This is a genomic window from Okeania sp. SIO2B3 (assembly GCF_010672525.1).
Taxonomy (GTDB): Bacteria; Cyanobacteriota; Cyanobacteriia; order Cyanobacteriales; family Microcoleaceae; genus Okeania.
Genome location: NZ_JAAHGH010000119.1, coordinates 1 through 21,866, shown reverse-complemented (window position 1 = coordinate 21,866; position 21,866 = coordinate 1). Strand labels below are relative to the sequence as shown.

Annotated in this window: 19 protein-coding genes and 1 pseudogene; 10 read left to right on the top strand and 10 right to left on the bottom strand. The window is 40.3% G+C overall.

What is annotated here, in order from left to right; translation table 11 throughout:
• Window positions 1-650: 650 nt before the first annotated feature.
• From lodB to F6K15_RS33260, 3 genes are all read right to left on the bottom strand, one after another.
• The gene (gene lodB / locus F6K15_RS33270; protein WP_293069693.1) at window positions 651-1,814 is read right to left on the bottom strand and encodes a lysine-epsilon-oxidase maturase LodB; all 1,164 of its coding nucleotides are present in this window, start codon (window positions 1,812-1,814) and stop codon (window positions 651-653) included.
• Window positions 1,815-1,928: 114 nt separating this feature from the next.
• Window positions 1,929-4,361 (bottom strand): CTQ-dependent lysine 6-oxidase LodA, encoded by a 2,433-nt coding sequence (gene lodA, locus F6K15_RS33265; protein ID WP_293069692.1) that lies wholly within the window; start codon window positions 4,359-4,361, stop codon window positions 1,929-1,931.
• Window positions 4,362-4,586: 225 nt separating this feature from the next.
• The gene (locus F6K15_RS33260) at window positions 4,587-4,991 is read right to left on the bottom strand and encodes a universal stress protein (RefSeq protein ID WP_293069691.1); all 405 of its coding nucleotides are present in this window, start codon (window positions 4,989-4,991) and stop codon (window positions 4,587-4,589) included.
• A gap of 7 nt (window positions 4,992-4,998) precedes the next feature.
• Between F6K15_RS33260 and F6K15_RS33255 the strand changes: the two genes are divergently transcribed.
• Window positions 4,999-5,139 carry a hypothetical protein gene (locus tag F6K15_RS33255; RefSeq protein WP_293069690.1) on the top strand — a complete coding sequence of 47 codons (141 nt, stop codon included), beginning with the start codon at window positions 4,999-5,001 and terminating at the stop codon, window positions 5,137-5,139.
• A gap of 283 nt (window positions 5,140-5,422) precedes the next feature.
• Window positions 5,423-5,605: a hypothetical protein gene (locus F6K15_RS33250; protein WP_293069689.1), complete on the top strand. Its 183-nt coding sequence runs from the start codon at window positions 5,423-5,425 to the stop codon at window positions 5,603-5,605.
• Window positions 5,606-5,651: 46 nt separating this feature from the next.
• On the opposite strand, the gene F6K15_RS33245 is transcribed toward F6K15_RS33250, so the two are convergent.
• Entirely contained in the window at window positions 5,652-5,894 is a 243-nt protein-coding gene (locus F6K15_RS33245; protein ID WP_293069688.1) for a hypothetical protein, read from the bottom strand.
• Between the two features lie 354 nt (window positions 5,895-6,248).
• Window positions 6,249-7,865, bottom strand: a complete 1,617-nt coding sequence (locus F6K15_RS33240) for a sodium:proton antiporter (protein ID WP_293069687.1) — start codon at window positions 7,863-7,865, stop codon at window positions 6,249-6,251.
• Between the two features lie 175 nt (window positions 7,866-8,040).
• Here F6K15_RS33240 and F6K15_RS33235 point away from each other — a divergent pair, with 175 nt between their 5' ends.
• From F6K15_RS33235 to F6K15_RS33215, 5 genes are all read left to right on the top strand, one after another.
• Window positions 8,041-9,099 carry a restriction endonuclease gene (locus tag F6K15_RS33235; RefSeq protein WP_293069686.1) on the top strand — a complete coding sequence of 353 codons (1,059 nt, stop codon included), beginning with the start codon at window positions 8,041-8,043 and terminating at the stop codon, window positions 9,097-9,099.
• A 42-nt stretch (window positions 9,100-9,141) separates the two neighbouring features.
• Window positions 9,142-10,398 carry a DNA (cytosine-5-)-methyltransferase gene (dcm, locus tag F6K15_RS33230; protein ID WP_293069685.1) on the top strand — a complete coding sequence of 419 codons (1,257 nt, stop codon included), beginning with the start codon at window positions 9,142-9,144 and terminating at the stop codon, window positions 10,396-10,398.
• 48 nt (window positions 10,399-10,446) lie between these two features.
• The gene (locus F6K15_RS33225) at window positions 10,447-10,776 is read left to right on the top strand and encodes a hypothetical protein (RefSeq protein WP_293069684.1); all 330 of its coding nucleotides are present in this window, start codon (window positions 10,447-10,449) and stop codon (window positions 10,774-10,776) included.
• 955 nt (window positions 10,777-11,731) lie between these two features.
• Window positions 11,732-12,583, top strand: coding sequence for a M48 family metalloprotease (locus tag F6K15_RS33220; protein WP_293069683.1), 852 nt, complete (start codon window positions 11,732-11,734; stop codon window positions 12,581-12,583).
• Window positions 12,584-13,398: 815 nt separating this feature from the next.
• Entirely contained in the window at window positions 13,399-15,558 is a 2,160-nt protein-coding gene (locus tag F6K15_RS33215) for a hypothetical protein (RefSeq protein WP_293069682.1), read from the top strand.
• Between the two features lie 41 nt (window positions 15,559-15,599).
• On the opposite strand, the gene F6K15_RS33210 is transcribed toward F6K15_RS33215, so the two are convergent.
• The gene (locus F6K15_RS33210) at window positions 15,600-15,800 is read right to left on the bottom strand and encodes a hypothetical protein (RefSeq protein WP_293069681.1); all 201 of its coding nucleotides are present in this window, start codon (window positions 15,798-15,800) and stop codon (window positions 15,600-15,602) included.
• A 244-nt stretch (window positions 15,801-16,044) separates the two neighbouring features.
• Here F6K15_RS33210 and F6K15_RS33205 point away from each other — a divergent pair, with 244 nt between their 5' ends.
• Window positions 16,045-16,197 carry a hypothetical protein gene (locus tag F6K15_RS33205; protein WP_293069680.1) on the top strand — a complete coding sequence of 51 codons (153 nt, stop codon included), beginning with the start codon at window positions 16,045-16,047 and terminating at the stop codon, window positions 16,195-16,197.
• 187 nt (window positions 16,198-16,384) lie between these two features.
• Here F6K15_RS33205 and F6K15_RS33200 read toward each other — a convergent pair whose 3' ends face one another.
• The 3 genes from F6K15_RS33200 to F6K15_RS33190 all read right to left on the bottom strand — a co-directional run bounded on the left by F6K15_RS33200 (window position 16,385) and on the right by F6K15_RS33190 (window position 18,922).
• On the bottom strand, window positions 16,385-17,068 hold the full coding sequence (locus tag F6K15_RS33200) for a hypothetical protein (RefSeq protein WP_293069679.1): 684 nt from the start codon (window positions 17,066-17,068) through the stop codon (window positions 16,385-16,387).
• Window positions 17,069-17,424: 356 nt separating this feature from the next.
• The gene (locus tag F6K15_RS33195; RefSeq protein WP_293069678.1) at window positions 17,425-17,553 is read right to left on the bottom strand and encodes a hypothetical protein; all 129 of its coding nucleotides are present in this window, start codon (window positions 17,551-17,553) and stop codon (window positions 17,425-17,427) included.
• 181 nt (window positions 17,554-17,734) lie between these two features.
• Window positions 17,735-18,922: a cupin domain-containing protein gene (locus F6K15_RS33190; protein WP_293069677.1), complete on the bottom strand. Its 1,188-nt coding sequence runs from the start codon at window positions 18,920-18,922 to the stop codon at window positions 17,735-17,737.
• A gap of 41 nt (window positions 18,923-18,963) precedes the next feature.
• Here F6K15_RS33190 and F6K15_RS33185 point away from each other — a divergent pair, with 41 nt between their 5' ends.
• Entirely contained in the window at window positions 18,964-19,092 is a 129-nt protein-coding gene (locus tag F6K15_RS33185) for a hypothetical protein (protein ID WP_293069676.1), read from the top strand.
• A gap of 150 nt (window positions 19,093-19,242) precedes the next feature.
• On the opposite strand, the gene F6K15_RS33180 is transcribed toward F6K15_RS33185, so the two are convergent.
• Window positions 19,243-20,916 carry a GMC oxidoreductase gene (locus F6K15_RS33180; RefSeq protein WP_293069675.1) on the bottom strand — a complete coding sequence of 558 codons (1,674 nt, stop codon included), beginning with the start codon at window positions 20,914-20,916 and terminating at the stop codon, window positions 19,243-19,245.
• Between the two features lie 715 nt (window positions 20,917-21,631).
• Between F6K15_RS33180 and F6K15_RS33175 the strand changes: the two are divergent.
• Window positions 21,632-21,866 (top strand): annotated as a pseudogene (locus F6K15_RS33175) (hypothetical protein); the annotation flags it as partial.

Sequence of the window (21,866 nt, the reverse complement as noted above, 5' to 3'; positions counted from 1 at the left end):
AACGTGCAATACCACAACTTGCCCATCACAACGTCTCGCTAACTCTGCAACTTTTAACAACACATCAACAGCAAGGGGTGAAGTATCAACGGCAGCTAACAAAACAACACGACGAGCGATATAGCTGCCGCACTTGCTCCGCCAACGCTACTTTTGTCGGATCGACTTCTCCCTAGTCAGTATGGACAGTAAAGAAAAGGAGTGTTGGTAGTAGCGATCGCCCTTGATGGAGATTGTTTGTTTTATGGCCAGGTTTGATTGTGGGATAGAAAGGAGGAAGAGGGGCGATAGCTTCAGATAAAGTCCGGTTAAATGTGTATAGATAGTAAGGTATTCGGCAACAGTGAACAGGAGTAGCTTTGATCTAAAATCCGGATAATTAGTGTATGAAAAACTTTGTACTTTCTAATCTTACTCTTTCCCTTATGCATAGCTGCTTTCTGCCCTCTGCTTTCCTTCCGCAGATACCATAGGTTTTTAACCTGATTCTATATGAGAGTTTGACAGGAGAAACAAAGTTTTAATGTGGTCAATTAATCGGACTTGATATCATTCCAGAATAGAGGGATTGAGGTCGTACTAAACCACAACCCAAAATTCAAAGTGATCGCCAAGCAGTCTGGTATTCTAGACTAATTAAGAGAACGAATTTATTTTGCTGCAAGGGGGATGGGAGCTAATTGAGTTCTACGTTTCCAGAAGGGTGAATCTAACCACCGTTTTTCCAGAGCATAATACCTCTGTCTAATGCTCAAATAATTATCAAAATTAAGTTTTACTCGCTCCTGGTATTGTTTGAGCAGTCTATCTTCATTGTTAATCAAATATTCGACTACGGCAACAGCAGCATCGCATCCACAAGTTATTGCGTGTCCTACACCCATCGAAGAAAGAGGATCGAAAGCAATAGCAGCATCTCCGATCGCCATCCAGTCTTCGCCCACTGCGCGATCGAGAACGTGAGAGTGAGCGGGTTTTACACTCAGGGGATAAACTAATTGTCCTCCCCGAACCCGTTGTTTGGTATGGGTAGCTTTGGATAACAGTTCAACCCACTGTTTTTCCTTGTGAAATTTGCCCTGTCGCACAATATCAATATCTGTCATCAAGACCGCGATTAAAGTCCCATTGGGCAGCCATGCGGAGTACCACCATCCTTCAGGAATTGACTCAATAAGAACTTCTTCTGTTTTTGAGCGTTCGCGAAGCGGCTCTGCTCTTAGCAGAGCATCGCTTTCAAAATCAAGAATGGCAGTAATTCCGACGAGGGTATCGCAGGCGAGGGATTTTGCCCCTAGTCGCTTGGAAATTCTGGCTTTTCTGCCTGTAGCATCCACCAAATAACGGGTTTCTAGCTCGGAAGACTCTCCAGAATTATCCTTGAGGAAAAGTCGCCATCCTCCTCCTTCTAGTTGTTCCCCTTCAGCGCATTTCGTTTCCAGGTAAAGTTGACCGCCTTGACGAACTAATTGTTCGGCTAACATGATATCAAATTCTGTGCGGTCTAGGAGATAACCTTCCCCCATTTGATTGATGATCGAGGGGCGAGCGTGGAGTTCAGAATGTCCCCAGACGGCAGCAACGTTGTAAACGGGGGTGTGATTGTCTGCGAGAAAAGGTTCTTTCACTTGCAGGTAGTCTAGTAAGGGGAGCAAGCTTGCGGAGACGTGTTCTCCAGTACGGATATTATCGTATGCTGTTTGTTCGATTACGGCAACAGTCAGTTTTGAATAGAGACAAATTGTTAGAGCTAAAGCGATTCCGGCAGGTCCACCACCAATAATAGCAACGTCAACACTGGAAGTTTGTGACATTTTATCCTCTTTAATTTTCAATTCCTAATCTGGAAGCGAATCGCCCAAAAAGTGGCGATTCGGCAAAAGTAAACTCTCCCGCATCATCTGATATGGGAAGAGAAGGGAGACTAATTAAAAGCGAATTCTTCTGCCAGAACGAGGAATTTCTCCCGGTTTGCGGACGACATTAATTTTCCGGAAATTCTTCACAGCTTTCAGAGATTCTCGTAAGGATATTTCGCAACTGTCAATGGATGTTTCTTCTGTTTCACCCGCCATGAGTAACGTTTTCAATCCTTGTTTTTTAGCCTGCCGAAGCGATCGCAATCGTTCCCGTATGCCAGACATTCGGCTTTCTTGGATAGGAATCGGCTGCTTGAAAGAAGTCAGGACAAATTGGCCTTCATCTTCAGAATTTCCAGTAATGCTTTCGTAAGGTACTGGTGTGTAGGTGAATTCATCATAATTCCGTTCTGTCTCCACAAAATACGGAAACAGCTTAGAAGAATTCTCATCCCCTGTCTGGGATTCTTGGGTGTTGCGGATATATCCCAAACTAGACCACCCGCCGTTCACCATTTGCGAGTAACTGTTGATTCCCCGTGCGAAGTTCATCTGCAAGCCTGCCATTTCAGCATCGAATGAGTCTTCTTGTATAGTTGCTGCTTCTTCTATATCTTTAGACGCAATTATGTTTAACCCATTAATGATATTCCAAGGAGCTTGAGGTGGCCACCAGTAGTTATAGTAAGTTGGCCGTTTCGGGATGCGTTCCCCATCTGGGAGTGTGACTTTGTTAACATCTGGATCGGTATAGTTAACTAGCTGAATCGAGCAGTTGTAGAAATCAGCCTGCCAAGGAACAGCCATGCGCTTCGTTAAATCACCAGGTTCGCAGCTTGCATTGACATCTTCAGTTTCATCGCGCATCGGCTCCTCGAAGAATGGTTCCAACGAGTGCTTAATCTGTAGTTGATAAAGAGGATTGTTTCCTCCAACAACATCCACTTTCTCATATATGTTCTTGTTTTGTGTCGTCCAAGTGACCTCGATCCCTGGACATTGAGGAAGTCCAACAACATTACCAATACTGGCACAATCTTGGTAACTTAAGGGATATTTTGAGACCGTAGGCTGGAGGCTACTTTTAGGATTATTGCTCGCAAAAAGCCCTTTCGACCACTGCTCTAGGAGAAAATATTGTGTTTCAGTCAGCGCCAAAAACTTTTTGATACTAATATTTGATACCGAATTGCTACCAGAATTGAGGGGCATCAAAGGAATGCCAGTATAGGTAAAGTCTGCCGGATTTGTTTTATCTTTATCGCTACTAAACAAAGTAGTTTGAACGCTCGGCGCAGAATAAGGAGCATCGTTAGGATCTTCAGGATTGTAATCTGGATTTGGCTCAACTGTCTTAGTTTCCAGTTCGCGGAAATATCCAAAATATTGCTCGCGTTTCGCCTTATTCTCTTCACTTGAATCGGAGAAATCAAAGATATTTGATGAGAATGCCATCATAGACTGTACGTTAGCAACCCAATGGTAGCCAGAGATGCTCTGGATAATTGGTAAAATGTCGCGCTCGTAACTGACGACACAATCAGGGTTCCATCCATTGTTATATCCCCACTCAGTTTTGTTGTACATGGCTGGAACTAGATTCAATTCGCGCACGGCAACGTCAAACGACGTGTCGTCCCATGAGGAGATGTTGACAATCTCTGGAGCAAAATCGGGAGGCCCCACAATGACCCAAGCCTTTGGTTTCTCAGTTACAGGACTTACTTGTCCCACTGGTGTAATCTCGCAGGTAATCGGACCGTCCGACGTGTCGTCGAACCAGTAATTTCCACCTCCGTAACCTGTCAAATCTGTCAAACCCCAAGAGTCTCCATGTCCTCCGAGAACAATAAGATTTCCTTGAGCATCAGTTTTTAGGGTTCCAAGTGTATCAAAAATTTTACCCTGAACAAGTTTGTCTACGTTTTTGTTTCCGTCTAGGAAATCCTCTTTTTTTTCCTTTAGCCACTCTTTGATTGCCTTTGGAAAATCCTTTGGCTTGGGGAAATACCCCCCGGAAATTTCTACATTTTGATTTGCTCCTTCGATTACTTTTGGACCCGGGTTAATAATTAATTTATGGCGGGCATTTCCAGTCTCATCAGGGTTACGCTTATCAACCTTTTGATTGATATAACTATTGTCTTGTCCTAGCAAGAGATTGCCCTCTAGTTCGGAGTATTCATACCAGACAGATTTTTTGTTGGCTAAATGTACAGTCCATTTAATAGATTCCACTTCTATTTCATTTTCCCAATCCTTTACAGTACCTCGTATTACCAATTTTTTAGATTCCCCGGTAGCATCATCGTATTGATAGACGCAAAATTTTTGTCCCTGCCGTTTGATAGCCCCAGCATTTTTAAAATCAGTAATCGCTCCGCTTTCATCGGGTTTAATCGGTAAACCACCAATTTCATTAGGAGCTAAAAAGAAACCTGTACGACTATTGCCAACTCGGGCTACTCCAATAGCTGGATGAATGACATATTTTTCTGTCATTTAATTTCTCCGTTATGCACTACAACCTTAAGACGATAAAAAAGAAAATTTCTGACTTTTTTGAGAAAGAAATTTTTTTTCTGTGTCGCTCTATCCGCATAACCCCTTAATAAAAAAGCTTTCGTAGTTTTTTTGCTGCCTATAGCCAAAAAATGTCTAGGAAATGGATCGAAAAGGCTATGTCCTCCAAATTGCTCCTAATTCCAGAGCAATTGAAAAATACAACTATACTTTTTCAACTACCACCACAGGAATTAAACTCTTTTCCAAAACTGCTTGAGAAACGGAACCAACTAACACATTCTCCCATAAACGATCCCCTCTTTTCCCCATAACTATTTCTGCTACTCCATACTGTTGTGCAACAGAAATTATTTCCTCCGATACCACTCCCGCAACAGTTACAAACCGATACCGAATATCTGCCAAAAGTTGCTGTGTTTGCTGTTGTAGTTGCGCAATACTTTCTGCATTCTCAGACTGCATAACGTGCAATACCACAACTTCCCCATCACAACGTCTCGCTAACTCTGCAACTTTTAACAACACATCCACAGCAAGGGGAGAAGTATCAACGGCAGCTAACAATACAATACGACGAGCGATGTAGCTGCCGCTAGGCTCCGCCAACGCTACTTTGGTCGGATCGACTTCTCCCTTGCGTAATAGTTTGGGTGCAAAGGTAGGTATTGCCCAAGCTCCCAATGGTGCTGTGACTAATATGGATAGGGCAGCGATCGCCCTCTATCAAGATAGTTTGTTTTATGGTCAAATTTGATTGTGGGATGGAAAGGACAAAGATGGCCAATCGCCCCCTGAACAAAAGCAAGAAATTGGGCAATTTATTTCTTTTTGTAAAGAAGTCAGAAAATCAACCTAGTAAAATCTTACTCTTAGTAAAGAAAAAAAGAGTGGACACCTAAAGTCCACCAAAAACTCAGAGAGGAGAATTTATGCCTTTAGATACGATTGACAATCCCACTTGGGAGTACCCAATTAGCAGTTTCTTCAACGCTATCGATATCAACCACATGCTCACAATTACTAGCGGCAGACTGAACTTGGGTAAATACGAAGATGTCAAAGCAAGGGGAGAAGAGATTTATGAGCGAGTTTCTGGCAAGACAATTAATGGCGGAGATAGCAATAAACCAAGAATGCCAGAGCCTCCATCACAAGTCTGGTCTGATGAGATGATTGCTCTCTATAAAAAGTGGCTGAACGACGGCTGTCCCGAAAATTAAGCTAGGTAACTTGTAGCTTTTCCAACTCTATGGTAGTGAATTGCTATCATGGAGTATCTTGATCCATCGTTAGCTTGTTAATGCTATATCCTTTAGGAGTATTTTGTAAAAGTATTTCGATTTGTACCTGTATTAGTGCTGGTAGCCTTGGTGTGTTTGCCTTTGGGTCAGCCAGCATTGGCCGAATCATCGGTCCAGGATCTCCAACTCCGCAAATTCTAGCTAATACCACTATAGAAACATATATCCAGGGCGATCGTGTAGAACCCAAGTTTGCTTCATCTTGCATTGGTTGCCATCAATATGGTGCGCTCCTCAACAGTAAAAAAGCAGACTTCAGTTACTTATTTAGTCGCGCCAAACCCAATTAGGTCTGGTAAGCAATCTGACTTGAATTAATTGATTTATTTAAGGAGTAAAAGATCAAAATGTTGGCAAATCAAATGATTTACAGCGGTTTTCATTTGGATAAACCTTGTAGGGACGTTCCATGGAACGTCCCTACAAGGTTTGATGTATGAAGATGTGGTTCATCAATTTGAAAAGCGCTGTAACTCAATTCTTGATACTTCATTCCTAACCTATATCTACCTACGGCGAATCGCTTTCCCCAAAGTGACTCGCCGTTTCTTTCCCTACACAGCTATATTTTTTCAATTACCACCACAGGAATTAAACTCTTTTCCAAAACTGCTTGAGAAACGGAACCAACTAACACATTTTCCCATAAACGATGCCCTCTTTTTCCCATAACTATTTCTGCTACTCCATACTGTTGTGCAACAGAAATTATTTCCTCGGATACCACTCCCGCAACAGTTACAAACCGATACCGAATATCTGCCAAAAGTTGCTGTGTTTGCTGTTGTAGTTGCGCAATACTTTCTGCATCTTCAGACTGAATAACGTGCAACACCACAACTTCCCCATCACAACGTCTCGCTAACTCTGCAACTTTTAACAGCACATCCACAGCAAGGGGAGAAGTATCAACGGCAGCTAACAATACAATACGACGAGCGATCGCTACTTTTGTCGGATCGACTTCTCCCTTGCGTAATAGTTTAGGAGCAAAGGTAGGTATTGCCCAAGCTCCCAAAGGTGCTGTGACTAATATGGATAGGGCAGCGATCGCTAAAATTGTTTCGCCTCCTTCAATACCTGCTGCTAGAGGAATAGCTCCAATGGCAGCTTGTACGGTTGCTTTAGCGGAATTTCCGGGCAGCAAAAATAGACGTTCTTGCCAATTCCAATTACTGCCCAAAGTGGAGAGATACCAACCAAGCATTCGCCCAACCAAAGTACCGATCGCTAAAATTAACAACCCCACCAACAAGACTTTTTCCAATACTTGCAAGGGGATACTAGCACCGAGTAATACAAACAAAATTATTTGCGCCACCACCCACAAAGTATCAAAACTATTTCGCAACCGTCGCGCTAGGGGTGCATCAAATTCGATGACAAAAAATCCTGTTGCCATGACTGCTAAATAACCAGAAAATATGGGAAATTTTTCTGCTAAGACGACTAACAATAGAGCTAAACTTGCTGCAACCAAAGTATCCTGGGTAGCATTTTGAGTCCAATTTTGTTTGACTAAGAGCAATACTAATATTCGTGCTGTCAGCAACCCGGCGATAACTCCGAGAATAATTTGTAAAATTACTTGAAATGGTAATAGTTGTAATGCGCTGAGAGTGATGCCACCAGGTAAAGTTACAGTAGTTGTTCCCTGGGATAAAAATGCCAGCAAAAGGCTAAAAATCAACAACAGCAAAACATCTGACAAAGCGCTACCTGTCAAAATTGCATCAGGAATGCCTTTAGCTACACCCCAACCCAAACTTTTGAGACGCAACATTCCGGGAACGATAACTGCGGGAGACTCGGCACCGATGATACAACCTAATAACAGTCCAGTGGCAAAGTCAAACTGAAGTAACCACATTGCTACTAGGGCAATAACAATAGCTTCACAGGTAGCAGGGAGAAAACCTAACCGTATCGCAACACTTCCCTGTTGTGCTAATTTTTCTCTGTCTAAACCTAACCCTGCTTTCATTAAAATTACCATTACGGCGATCGTGCGTAGGGAGTCAGCAGCTTGCAAAATACTAGGGTCGATGGTATTGCTAATTTGAGGACCTAATAATATTCCGACTAATACCATTCCCACCAGTGGCGGTGCTTTTAATCTCGAGGCTATTTGTCCGACAAAAAAACCTATTAATAATATTAAGATAATACTTTCTAACATAAGAAGGAAGAGGGAAGAAGGAAGAGGGAAGAAGGAATTGACTACTAATTTAATGTACTATAAAACAATTAGTTAATCAAGTCATCTAGATTCCTGAAATTGTGTAAAATAACTTTTTATTGTATAATTATTGATATTTTTTAACAATTTTTTTTATAACCAATGAAAAAATATAATGAATAACCCCAAAGAAGATTATAGAAAAACGTTTCTGGAACTAGAAAAAGCAGCATCAAAATTTTGGCCTACAGAATTAGCCGAAATGGAAGCAGAGTTAAGCATAATTCCATTGCTATTAAAAACACAAGATCAATTTCTTAATATCTTAAGCATTGATGTATTAGAATTAGAGGACTTATTTACAATAGTAAACTCTTCAGCTTTGTCAGGAAACTTATTTGTTAAGCATTTGGTTATTATGGCTGACTTTGGAGGAGAAATGCTCAAACGTATAAGTAGAGAATTTAAAAGTTTGTTTCCTAATGAAGAAATGAAATATTACTGGAAAAGTAGCCAGCGAATTTATAAGTTTCAAGCCTTACCTACAAAAACTTTAAGTAATCAAACTCTTAAAATTAATGGAAAAGACCTTTTTGTAAAATATTCTTTAGATGAAAGACAAAAAGATGCTATTGCACTTCTTTTATTTGGAAATTCCTATAAGAATGCTAATCAAGAAATTTCTTCAATTTTAGCAAGATGTGAAATTGGTGATTATTTAGGTAAACCCAGTGAATTAGATAGTTTTATTCAGCAGCGATATATTTGGGTTAGTCGTATTACAGGAGGTGCAAAATCTAATGCTTTAGGTCATCTAGCACAAAAATTTGTTGCTCAGTACATAAAAGATGAAATTGGAATCAGTGAAATTGAAGTTAAATCTGATTCTACCTTACCTAATGTAACTCATACTGACCCAACTACAGGACGTTTAACTTCATTTGATATTATAGTGACAAAAAACCAGAAATATGTAGCTATAGAAGTAAGCTTTCAAGTAACTACTAATAGTGTTATTGAACGTAAAGGAGGACAAGCAAAAGCTCGTTATGAACAAGTTGAAGCAGCAGGTCACAAAATTGCTTATGTTATAGATGGAGCAGGAAACTTTGAGAGACAGTCAGCATTACAAACAATTTGTTTGCATAGCCATTGCACTGTGGCATTTTCTAAAAATGAGTTGTCAATTCTTTGTGATTTTTTGAGAGATTACTTAGAAAACAATAATGGTTGAAAAAAACTGGACAATTTATATACTATTTATAACAAATATAAAATGACAAAAATTCGCTTTATCGATCTATTTGCTGGCATTGGTGGAATGAGATTAGGTTTTGAACAAGCTGCCGAATATTTAAAAATTGAAACTGAATGTGTATTAAGTAGTGAAATAAATCCAGATGCTGGTTTAGTTTATCAGAAAAATTTTGCTGAATTTCCTTTAGGAGATATCTGCAAAATTGAAAAATTACCACCATATCAAATATTATTAGCAGGATTTCCTTGTCAATCTTTTTCTTATGCTGGAAAAAAAGCCGGATTTGGGGATACTAGAGGTACGCTTTTTTTTGAGATTACCAGATTAATAGATACATATAAACCCCAAGCTTTTATCTTTGAAAATGTTCGTGGTTTGCTGACTAATGATCAAGGTAGAACTATCGAAACTATTAAACATGAAATTAAAAACAGAGGCTACAGTTTTGACATATTTTTATTGAATAGTGCGAATTTTGATTTACCCCAAAATCGTCTCCGAGTTTATATTCTGGGAGTTTTAGATAGTACGCCAAAATTTAATTTAATTTCTGACCTTGGTCCGAAAGATTCTCATTCTTATCATCCCCAACAATTATCTTTATTTTATCCCCTGAAAAAATCTATAACTGTGGCGGATATTTTGGAAGATAATCCAGATGAAAAATATAATTGTTCGGAAAGATTTGTGGCAGCATTAAAACATAGATTAAATGGAGATTTAAGTAAATTACATGGCATGAGATTAATTGATTATCGCGGTGGAAATTCTATTCATTCTTGGGAGTTAGGGTTGAGAGGAGAATGCAGTGCTGAGGAAATAGAATTAATGAACTGTTTGATTTTGAAACGTAGAAATAGTCAATTTGGTAAACATCAAGATGGTAAATTGTTGAACAAGGAGCAAATAGCTAGTTTTTTTCCTCATCCTCAGTTAGAAAATTTGCTCAATTCTTTAGTGAGTAAAAATTATCTACAAATAGTTGAGTCAAAATATAAACCAGTATCAGGAAACTTTTCTTTTGAAGTCTACAAGTTTTTAGACCCGGATAAAATTGCTGTAACTTTAGTGGCAAGTGATGCCAATAGATTAGGTATTTATCATCAAAATAGAGTCAGGAAAATAACTCCCAGAGAAGCAGCAAGATTACAAGGTTTTCCTGATAATTTTATTTTGCACCACAATGATAATAAGGCTTATTATCAATTGGGAAACTCTGTAAGTATTAATGTAGTTAAAACTGTGGCTCAAGAATTAATATTGAACATAATTTAGGAATATGATAGATTAGAAAAATTAAATTAGAAAAAGAAGATAAAAATAATGGAAAATGTCCTAGAATCAAAAGAACAACAATTAGCAGTAATAGAAGCAAATGCTGAAAAAATAGCAGCGATCGCCCATCAAGGATATCAACTACTTTCCGAAAAAGGCACGGTAATAATTTTTAGACAATTAGAAGAAAATAGTACCATTTTAGCAGACTGGCAAGCTAAGTTTAAACCGATGAGTCAAATAGGAACAATGATTAGTGATTGGCAACAAGCTGGTTTGGGAAATTTGATTAATAATTATAATCCAGAAATTGCTGTGGTCTGTACTTTTTTATATCCAAATGGCAGTCATACCAGTTATCATTTTCAAATTGCATAAACAATAACTGATTAGCTTTTATAAAAAGATAAAAGTTATTTATTTAAAGTTATTAACTATTACCATTTTTCTGGAACTGACAAAATAGATAATACCGAAAAAAAATCTATAAAAATATTTACCAAATTATTAATTATTAATTATTAATTATTAAATAATTCTGGTTTAAAACCTCCCCTTTTAAGGAAAAAAAAGCGGTCGTTTGCGGAGCAGTCCGTTAGGATGGAATGGCGAGGAGACCTCGCCATATCCATGAGACCAAGAGAAGAAATAATATCTCCTTTTATTATATTCCGTAACGGTTAAAACCCGAGGTAATTATCAATTATCCATTATCAATTATCCATTAATGAAAGCAGATTTCACTTTAATGAGGTACATCCGTCGCGGGCAAGATACCCGCACTTGCATTCACTTAATTGTTAATTTCTGTACTTCATATACCTGAAATCCGCTGTATGTATGATTTGACAAAAAAAATCAAAGCAAGCTATTTGTTTACTCTATTAATAGTTTGGAATCAAACTACATCCTAATATCAATTCTCATTAATTAGACGTAATAAACACGATATTCTCAGTTATCTTGAAAATCTATTCTATCAAATTGCCCCCTACTATAGGGACGTTGCATGCAACGTCCCTACTACTCCCTAATAAATGTTATTTGTGGGCATTTAAAGAGACACGAGCTGAATATTAATAACTATAAAATATCACAAAAACCGAACCTTTTGTCAGGATTTCCGACCAAAAGTAAACTGATAATCAAGCTACAATGAAAAAAATATCATAAAAGAGCGATCGCTACCTGATAATAAAATCAGGACTTACGCAAAGGCAGTATATATGGCGTATTGCTCAGTTATGCTAGCGCTAATACACCCTACCAATAGCGCTCATGCGTAAGTCCTAAAAACATAGAAACCATTGGCCTTAAATAGGAGGCAACCTTTATGAACATAGTAAAAACTGTAGCTTTATTAGGAATACTTAGCGGTTTATTAGTAGCAGTTAGTTATTGGTTAATCGGCGGCCCAACAGGTGCTACATTGGGGCTAGTCTTAGCAGCAGTAATGAACTTGGGTTCCTGGTTTTTCTCAGACAAAATAGCTCTAGCCGCTTATAATGCTAGACCAGTAAGTCAAGCAGAAGCACCAGCACTCTATAATATGGTAGAAAAATTGTGCGATCGCGCTCGTCTACCTATGCCAGCAGTTTATATCATTCCCACTGCCGCAGCTAATGCTTTTGCCACAGGTCGCGACCCCCATCATGCAGCAGTAGCAGTTACCGAAGGTATTATGAGAATTTTACCAGAGGACGAACTCGAAGCAGTAATTGCCCACGAACTCAGTCATATCAAAAATCGCGATACTCTCACCCAAGCAGTAGCAGCAACCGTTGCAGGTGGGATATCTTGGTTAACTCAAATAGCTAGTTATTCTATGTGGTTTGGTGGGGGTTCCCGCGACAACCGATCTAACCCAATTGTGATGTTATTGACGATCATGTTAGCTCCGGTTGCTGCTAGTGTTGTACAAATGGCAATTTCCCGGACTCGTGAATTTGCTGCTGATGCGGGTGCTGGCGATTTAACTGGCAACCCCCGCGCCCTTGCTCAAGCTTTGCAGCGACTAGACCAAAATGCTAGACAAATGCCATTGAATGCTAATCCAGCTTTTGAGCCATTACTAATTATGAATGGATTTTCCGGTAAATTCATGGCTAATTTGTTTTCTACCCACCCTTCCACAGAGGCGCGAATTGAGAAGTTGCTACAATTAGAGCAAAAATTATTGGGATAATAAATTTTGAGAAGTCAGGAAGGAAGAAAGAAGAAAGAAGGAAGAAGGAAGAAGAAAGAAGAGAAGAAATTAGACATCTCCAAAAATCAAAAATAAAATCAATTATCACACATAAATTATCAATTCTTTCCCCTCCAGGGAGGGGGAGGGGCGAGGGGTGGGTCCCCTACTCCCGTACGGGCGATTTCCTAAGGTCATGCTCCGCAAACGCGAATCGCCCCTACTCCCTATGCATGGAGGAGATGTCTATTGTAGTATAATAGTGGAATTGGGTTGATTGACAAATTGTACGACTTATGCAGGTAGGCAAAAAAAAAGTGGTGTTTTAAAGCCAAAAAAGTTGTTAGCGGATTGACGCTCGGAATTTGGCGTACTATATACTATAGTGGATGGCAAGGATGACGAAAACTAGCCCTAGCTGCTGGGTCAAAAATTATGATGTCTCCCCGTGCAAAACGGGACAATATTGAGACCGAGCCGCGATGGAAACCGCCTTGGGCTACCTAGTAGCGCAATTTTGGCGGCAATGGGAAGAAGATCGAGACCAGCTCTAACGACTTATAGCTGAACCTCGACCGCTTATAGCTGATTCCTGACCGAGTAGCACTGATCGCTATTTGTCTGATTTGAGGGAAGATATTTAGTCTGTAAGCCCTTCATGTTTTTGATAAATCAGGACTTACGCAAAGACGCTACTTGTATGGTGCCGCACCGCGCACCGGAAACTATATGTAGCTTTAGAACCGATTTGAAAGCGTAAGTCCAGTAAATGTAAAGTCTTGCTTAGTTAAACGTTCTAGGAGGAAAGCAATATCGTGGTTCAAAAAATTATTTTGTGGCTGGGGCTTGTCGGGGTAGTAGTTACCGCATGGCTGCGACTGCCTAGTGCAGCATGGCAGTATGTCTTTTTTCTACGCATACCTCTGCTCATGGGCGCATTGCTTTTTTTGCTCCCTTTCCTCGCAACAACTGCCCTAAAATCTATGCTCAAGAATCTTTTTGTCCTGCGTAACGCTCGTCAAATTGCGTTGACAATTTTGGGTGCAACTGTGGCGGGAATGGCCGTAACCTTTGTCGTTGGAATAATCCTTGGTGGTGCGCCAGCTCGTTTTGGGGTTCCGGAACTGCCAGGAGTTTTTTATTCTAAAGTTTTGCAGTATCTGTTAGCGATCGGCCTGGCATTACCGACCAGCCTGACAGTATTTCAATTATCCCAGGAAGAAATGGATAATAACAACAGAAAGTTTGGATTTTTTCTTGGGTTGTTATTTGGCGTTATCTTTTTGTTTCTTTTCAAACTGATTCGAAACTTTCTCTCGGTCGATAAATTTCCCGTTATTAATGAGGGGTTGGTGAAAGCAATTTCCTTTTTGACCCAAAACTCTTCCAAAGGATTAGGCTATGTCAATAATGGTATTTTAAAAGACACTCATTTTGACGCTCTTGTTTTCTTCCTCGCTCTTTTTGCTATCTATGTAATCGCATTTAAGCGGTTTATGCCAAATTCGTTGCCCCCCGATAAGAAGAGACAAGAACCGCCAGCACTTTTATATGTAATGTTGTTAATTTCCGTATCGGTGCTTTTGTTGGGCAGTCTTACCTTCTTCTTCGATTACTCGCGTATTTCTGTCTTGTTCTTCTGGGTGGTGATTGCTATAGCGTGCTATAGGCTTTTTAAAGTCGATCACTATTTTACATTAAAAGACGCTCCAGAACAGCTGGAAGAGCAAAAAAATTTGACGGCCTTATTACAAAAGCGTCTGGACAAACAAGATCTCGAAGAGCCTCTTGCAAAACAGACTGTAGTTGTTGTCTGTGCTAGTGGAGGTGGAATTCAAGCCGCTGGATGGACGGCTCAAGTATTGACTGGCTTGCAAGAAGAGTTAGGGGAATCATTTACTAAAGCAATTGGATTAATTAGTTCCGTTTCTGGTGGCTCAGTAGGTGCAATGTATTATCTGGATCGCTTTACAGATAAAGGTTTTCCACCGGCTTCAGAATCAGAAGAAATATTTGAGGGCGCTACCGCAAACAGTTTAGATGCAGTAGGTTGGGGATTAGTCTATCCTGACTTGTGGCGCGTGATTTTCCTCCCGTTCCTACCAGACATTCTCACTCCCAAAATCAGAGATCGAGGTATTGCGATCGAGAAGGACTGGCAAGGACATATGAAAACCCCAGAGTCTCCAAAAACCCTAGCCGACTGGCGAGCGGAAGTTAAAGAAGGTAATATTCCGCTCCCTGTATTGAATGCAACTCTGGTTAATAATGGCTTGCGGTTGCTAGTTACACCAGCGAAATTTCCTAATCCCGATAAGAAAAAATTCTTCGACTTTAATAGTCTTTATCCAGGAAAAGATATTGATGTTGTCACAGGTGCAAGACTTTCTGCCACCTTCCCTTACATATCTCCCATTTGTCGAGCCGACGATCGCAATGGTAAAGTTCGCAATATAGCAAATTATCACGTCGCTGATGGTGGCTATTTCGATAATTCTGGTTTTGTGACAGCATTAGAATGGCTTGAGGAGCTTCTTCGTGAAAAACCTACCCAAAAAGGTGAAGAAACTACCCCAGAAATAAAAAGAATTCTGATCTTACAAATCAATCCTTTTCCTGAAAGCAAACCTAAAAAGGAAAAGGAGGGAGGTTTGTTTATGGCAACTATTGGTCCGTTGATAGGCTTATTCAAGGTTCGCGGGCCAATTCTTACTTCCCGGAATTTAACTGAGGTAGAATTGTTGCAGGAATGGGAGAACGCAAGACAGAATGGTGGAAAGGTAGAAATTGAATATTTCCCCATCTTCTTCTCATTTGATAGCGAAGAAGGTGAATACGAGCCACCACTCTCATGGAAACTAACAAAGAAGGAAAAGAACGCGATCCGAAAAGGCTGGAACAAGATAGTGACAGACAAGGAAGGCACAATTGAAAAACTTAAGAATCTTTGGCTAGATAAATGGAATATGAAATAAACGCCAATCATGTTGTCTAAGAGCGATCGCGCTCTTGCAGCTCAGTAACCCGATGAGATAAGCTGAAATCTCGGCTTCCTATTTTCAAGAAAAACGATCGCTCTGTCACTTTCTCCAATAGCAGGCAGAGCAAGCGCTTTTTTTTGAGATTTTGTGCGATTGTTCTTCTTGTTTGCCTCATAAAGCGATCGCCTTTCGTGGGAGCTGCGATCGCTTTTTTTCTGAGAGCGATTCTCCTGCATGCCTTGGAGCAATCTCGCCTTTTTTTGAGCCTTCTGAGTTATTAGTGGGACTTAGACATTTTTTGGTAGGAAAAATGCTTCAAAGTCTTTCTAGACAAGGGAATTATGTCGATGCCTTAAAAATGGCTAGAACCCGTGCTTATTCAGGATTTATACCTTTTTGAGGTAAGAGCCTTTGCCCATCTATATTTGAGATCATGTCCGGTAGCATCGTTTGTGTATAATAGAGGAGGAAGAAAAATAATTGCCCGGAGCGATATTGCTACGCAACGCTACCGCGATCGCTACTCTTCAAGCACGCTTCAAATCATCAGTAGGCCACCAACGAAAACAAGTGAGACCTGTTTGGGAGCGATTGCCTACGGCACGTTTCACGAACGCTGTTTCATTAAGTTGATACATCGCTCAAAAACGATATCTTCCATCTGGGATAAATTTTCAGTTGAGTATAATTATCCATGAGGTAATTATTAATTATTAATTGTTAATTATTAATTATCGAAAATTATCGAAGAGCAATATGCAACGGCGAGTCGCATTTCCGAATACCCTCGCCGTTGGTTGAGATGGCTTAGGACTGGACTTCAAAGGGTTGAGTTACCAGAGAAGTAAAGTTTGGCTGCATAGTTTTCCTTCATTTCCCGTTGCTTGTCTATTACTTCACTCCAACGGTTCATTGCATTCCAGACACCCTGGCTAGCTCCTTTCTCAAACAGCTCAGTCAGCTCTTGCTCTTCAACAGATGTCCGTTTCTTTCTAATTATCTCTAGGATTAAAGGCCGCCATTCTTTTATTACACCTTGTAAAAGCTCTGCTTCCAACAGTTCCCAATGCGGACATTTATAGGGCGACCACGCATATAATAAACCGTCTCGCGATTCCTTTTCTGGACTCAGCAATTCCTTGGGATACCATAAAGACAACCATTCTTTGCGAAACGATTCACTTACAAATCTCTTGAGAACTTTTTGGGTATCTTTATATGTCCAAGAATAGTTTGTTGTGTGATAGTTTTCCATTACCTTGGTTGTAAATTGGGAATGCCAAATTGCTCGTAAATACATTTGTTTTTGCACTTGTTTAGGTGCTATCCAACAAGCTACATTACAGACAAATACCTTGTATCGGTTGTAGTTTGTTTGGTCTGTAGCGTTCTTCATTCCGATTAAATTGATGTTAAACCAATGATGCCAGGTTGAATCAACTACTATACGGCCAACTCCTTCTCCTTGTGCAAAACCATCATAAACTCCAAGTGCACCAAACATCTTTAATCGAGCTTGTCCATCTTTCCCCTCTGTTTTTATTGGCTGACTTTGTACGAATGCAATAGTTTCTGGCTTGACACCACCTGGAAAGTCCTCAGATTGATCTGAAATGTGGTTATAGTTATCATAAACCCAACCTTCATGTGGGTGTTTGGGAAAAACATTTAGTAGCCTTCCGTTATGATCCTCAAGAATAGGATGAGCAGTTGTGACATATAACGGTTGAAGCTCATTGTTTGATTGATTCTGAAAAGGTATATCTTCATTCTGCGACTGGAAGTATTCGGGATAGGTACGATCGCAACGGCGAACTCTTGTCCGGCAATGCAGTTCCAGCTATCTATTCGTTTCTATCCCTAGGGTCGGTTGATTTGACCGTGCTTATCACTCAGATCGGCCTCGGTTTCTGGCATACCAAGTTCTACCCATCTTTCGATTAATTTATCCAAGTTCCATTCCCCTTCAGTTGGGGGGTACTGTAACATTAATTGTTTAATTCTCATTTAAGCCTCCGATTTTCGGGATATAGTTTTCACCGTTGTATTGCCAGAGATTAGACATCTCCATAAACCTTAATTTAGGAAAACTACCATAAGGATTCTAGAATCATTGTTTTCACCAAAAACTGCCTTTCTTAATTCAAAATTGAGATGCACCTAAACAGCCTTAAGGCTCAAATTTAGAGTAGGGAGAAAAGCCAAATTGGAATTGTGGGGTTTGTCCTGATTTCTGACATCCTGAATTGTTAATATTAGGCTCTTCACCAGAACACGCCTCAACTACCTGAATAACTTCAGGACCTTGAGCAGATGATGAAAAGGTTTGAGCAGGCGAGTCTGAAATTTTATTAATTTTGCTATTTTCATCTTCACCTTCAGCAACTAACACGGGGTTGAGAACTCCCACAGGCGTATTTCCTACAATGTTTTGTAAACTAATAGTGAGTAATTGATCTCCGTTAAGAGGTGTATCTTCCGTAAAGAAAAGAGCACACTTAAAATCGTCATTGCCAATATTCCGCAAGTAGTGTTGACTACCTTCAGGGAAGAGGAAGACCTCATTCTCTTTCAGGAAGATTTCCTCAACAATTTTTTCCTCATAGAAATCCTGGCTGTTTGCTGACTTTGGTATGGTTTTAGAGGGCACAATGATTCCTACCTGTCCAATCCCCTGATAACAGTAACCGGCTTCAGCAAACTGTAGATGCCAGTGGGGAGCCCTAATTGCATTAGGCTTAATAATGATTTGGGCGACAACTACTCCTCCCAAAGCAGGAAAATTGTCCCCAGTAATAGATGTCAGACTACCCAGCCTCTCATAGCATTGTCCATTAACAAAACGATTGTCTAAATCTTCATCTGTGCACTCATCTTCAAGTTTGGATGTGACTGCATAGTAATCTTTGGCTATGACAAAATGCCCACTTGGTGGTTGCCTCGCATAAAACTCTTCTTGGGTCTTTAAACCAGAAAATAATTCCAGTGTCTGTTCAACTAGATTAAACTCACACGTACTTTTTCCGGTTTCGTTCTTCAACGTGACTGTTCCACTATTGAAATCAGGTGTATTGAAGTGCAACTCCCAACTGTTTTGAATAGGATAAATTTCCTCAAACTTTTGATCTGGGAATAAGTCATCATTAAAGGTGAATGTTGCGTAAACTGTATCACCATCACAATTCGTTTTGATGATTTTATAACCAGTATTCGGTTTCAAATCGAAGATTGTCACAATTCTTGCAGGCTGATATGAAGTTGTGGCAGAGGCCGGCTCGCCTAAAATGAACAGCCCTCCTAAGACTGCAGAAAGGATAACGGCTAAAAGCCGAATCATTGGTTGTTTCAAGTTTTGCATAAGAATCTACTCAATCGAATTGATACAAAGCCTCACATAATGTGACAAATTGGTGTGTACGGACGTTGCATACAACCTCCCTATCTTCTACTGAGGCCATCAGTGGTTGCTCATCTACACAGGTTGAGGGTGAAGCTGACCGCATTTATCAAATTTATCGTGGACTTTAGACCGCCACTGTTTTTTTGCTTTCTGAAAACATAAGCATTATATTTCACTCGGTATAATTTTGAGAGGGTGGAGTTAGAAAGGGAAGGAAGCGATCGCCTCCTCCTTTTTTTTTCCGAATGCTATGCTATTTAGTCTTTCTGCACCAGCATCTATATATTCATATTCTCCACAGCACGGATAGCCAAAGCAGCAGCCGTCAAAGTTGGATTACCTCCGTTAGCCGTAGGAATAACACCAGGTCCTCCCAGGTACAGATTATCAAAATTCCAAACTTTTGAGTTTAGATCGACAACACTCTTATTTTCATCTGTACCCATCCGATAGGTTCCCATAGTGTGTAGAGAACTTCCAGCTTCTAAAAACTGAGGCGGAGAATCTGGCAGAATTCCCCCTATAGCAAGGGCTGCCTTAGTCATATCCTCCATCATTTCATGCATCTTTTGGCGTTGTTCAGACGGAGATGGCGGGTCTTGCCATGTGCGATCGTATCCCCCCTCGTCATCCCGTACATATTCAAAATCAAATGTTGGTTGAGGAAGTCCATGAATATCAGAAATCCCTTTTTCTTCCGCAGTTTGAAATTCGACACGGTTGTGATAATGCGGATAAACAAAACCAAACCAGCGCAGATCCACAACTAAGCGATCGTCAACATCATCCGACAGTTTACCGTAACTAAAATTATCCTTGTGGATTTGACAATGCCAAGGTCGATCTTTTTGCACAGGTATCCACAAAGTTGGATCGGGATCGTCTAGAGGTATAGGAACTGGCTCGTCCTTCTCATTCAGCACATGATATAACTCTAGAAAATCATAAAAATATTTTGGCAATGGGTGTGGCGCTTCTAACTCTTCAACTATCTTCTTGCTTAAAACAACTTGCGTGAAGGTCATAACATGTTCGTTTAAATAACGACCTAAAGGTCCAGAAGGATCATTGTAAATACCCGAAGCATACAACAGTTGTGGGGTTTTTATGGCGGAAGCTGCGACGATAAAGATATCAGCCTCAATTATTGTTGTCTCCCAAGGATCGAAACACTGAACCTCCGCATGGTCTATGCGACCATTACTATGGACAAGTTTTTTGACTATACTATTAGGCAAAAGTTTAAAATTGTCAGAGTATGCTGCTCGTTCTAGCTGCAGTCGTTCACCATATATATCAGCAGGTCCAGTCCAATGAATAAAAGCCTGTTTATCGCTGCGCCGCGTTGCTGCTACAGGTAACTCCTGAACTTCTTTGTCTGGTTGAAGATTTGAATAAATACCATTCAATACCTCTTTAATTTTCCTTCCTCGAGAGGATTCTTTAAAAGCATCTCTGTTGGTCTTGAAGTAACTTTCTGCCTGTTCGTAGTAGCTTTCCAGATTACTAATCTCACCCTTAAGCCTTCCAAGCTCTGTATCATCGTATCTTGGGGTTGCACAAGTCCAGTGGATACCCATCCCTCCAAGCACAAAGGCTGCCAGAGCTGATGGCATATTTTTATTAGGATCTTGATATGGGTTCATGTTATTGCGAACAAACGCTGAAGCCCAAAATGCACTTGGGTCCAAATTGGGAAGTTCAACATTCTGAGTCGGTATAGACAGGGGATACAGTTCGGCACGAACCATATCCGAGAAATTGGTTCTGTCTTTCTGATACAAATAGGCATTTTTGAGATGCTCGCCTGGCTTTGCAGAACGTTGAGGTCCCGCATCAACTATTGTAATTTTCTTGTCGGAATACTTTTCCCGAATGCGACGGGCAAAGGTTGCGCCTATAGGGCCGGAACCAATTATCAATATGTCTGTTTCTATTGTATTATCGGGCATTTGATTTTCTCCTCATTTTAAGATTAAGACAAGAATGATTCAAAAATGACTGGAAAGTCATATTGCAGGGAATGGGGAATAGGGAACAGACAATAAAGAGTCATTAAACTAATGGGTCTAGAACAATTAGTCTATGTCCGCACCCTACCTGGTAACTGCTATACCTGTTAGGAAAATTGTTTTCGATCCTGATCGTCCCTTAACAGTTGTAGGTAAAGCAGAGTGTCATTTTAAGGCAAAAAAACTCCTCATACACTCATAGATTACAATGGGGTTGCGTGGCGGACTTTTTTAATGCCACTGTTTTTTGCCTTCCAAATACTAGACGTTACTCACCATGATTTTCTGACTATTTTTTCCAAAAAAAATAAAGGGAGACAATAGCCTTTCCTGCTGTCCATCCCACAATCAAACTTGACTATAAAATGGACTATCTTGATCGAGGGCGATCGCTGCCCTATCTAGGGTTTGCGCTCAAAAGTCTTTTTGCTCTTTGTAGTAGTCAGTAGTTAGTAGTCAGGAGAAATGGTGGATTACAGAGGATGTAGTCAGAACAATTTTCTCTCAATTTTTCCGCTGTTGTCTATTCACCCATCCTCGGTTTTTGAGCTATTGAGAGCCAAAAATGGGTACTTTTTTCGACCCCAAAAAGGCTTTAACCTTTATCTGTTATCTGTAAATGCTTTTATATTTAATCAGCAAACCCTATCTATACTTAGTCACAGCACCTTTGGGAGCTTGGGCAATACCTACCTTTGCACCGAAACTCTTACAAAAAGGAGAAGTCGATCCGACCAAAGTAGCGTTGGCGGAGCAAGTGCGACAGCTATATCGCTCGTCGTGTTGTTTTGTTAGCTGCCGTTGATACTTCACCCCTTGCTGTTGATGTGTTGTTAAAAGTTGCAGAGTTAGCGAGACGTTGTGATGGGCAAGTTGTGGTATTGCACGTT

Coding starts and splice junctions, on each gene's coding strand:
- F6K15_RS33195 (WP_293069678.1), bottom strand. CDS start 17,553: ATGTTACAGTACCCCCCAACTGAAGGGGAATGGAACTTGGATAAATTA.
- F6K15_RS33180 (WP_293069675.1), bottom strand. CDS start 20,916: ATGCCCGATAATACAATAGAAACAGACATATTGATAATTGGTTCCGGC.
- lodA (WP_293069692.1), bottom strand. CDS start 4,361: ATGACAGAAAAATATGTCATTCATCCAGCTATTGGAGTAGCCCGAGTT.
- F6K15_RS33235 (WP_293069686.1), top strand. CDS start 8,041: ATGAATAACCCCAAAGAAGATTATAGAAAAACGTTTCTGGAACTAGAA.
- lodB (WP_293069693.1), bottom strand. CDS start 1,814: ATGTCACAAACTTCCAGTGTTGACGTTGCTATTATTGGTGGTGGACCT.
- F6K15_RS33220 (WP_293069683.1), top strand. CDS start 11,732: ATGAACATAGTAAAAACTGTAGCTTTATTAGGAATACTTAGCGGTTTA.
- dcm (WP_293069685.1), top strand. CDS start 9,142: ATGACAAAAATTCGCTTTATCGATCTATTTGCTGGCATTGGTGGAATG.
- F6K15_RS33210 (WP_293069681.1), bottom strand. CDS start 15,800: ATGCAGGAGAATCGCTCTCAGAAAAAAAGCGATCGCAGCTCCCACGAA.
- F6K15_RS33225 (WP_293069684.1), top strand. CDS start 10,447: ATGGAAAATGTCCTAGAATCAAAAGAACAACAATTAGCAGTAATAGAA.
- F6K15_RS33200 (WP_293069679.1), bottom strand. CDS start 17,068: ATGTTTGGTGCACTTGGAGTTTATGATGGTTTTGCACAAGGAGAAGGA.
- F6K15_RS33190 (WP_293069677.1), bottom strand. CDS start 18,922: ATGCAAAACTTGAAACAACCAATGATTCGGCTTTTAGCCGTTATCCTT.
- F6K15_RS33240 (WP_293069687.1), bottom strand. CDS start 7,865: ATGTTAGAAAGTATTATCTTAATATTATTAATAGGTTTTTTTGTCGGA.
- F6K15_RS33245 (WP_293069688.1), bottom strand. CDS start 5,894: ATGCAAGATGAAGCAAACTTGGGTTCTACACGATCGCCCTGGATATAT.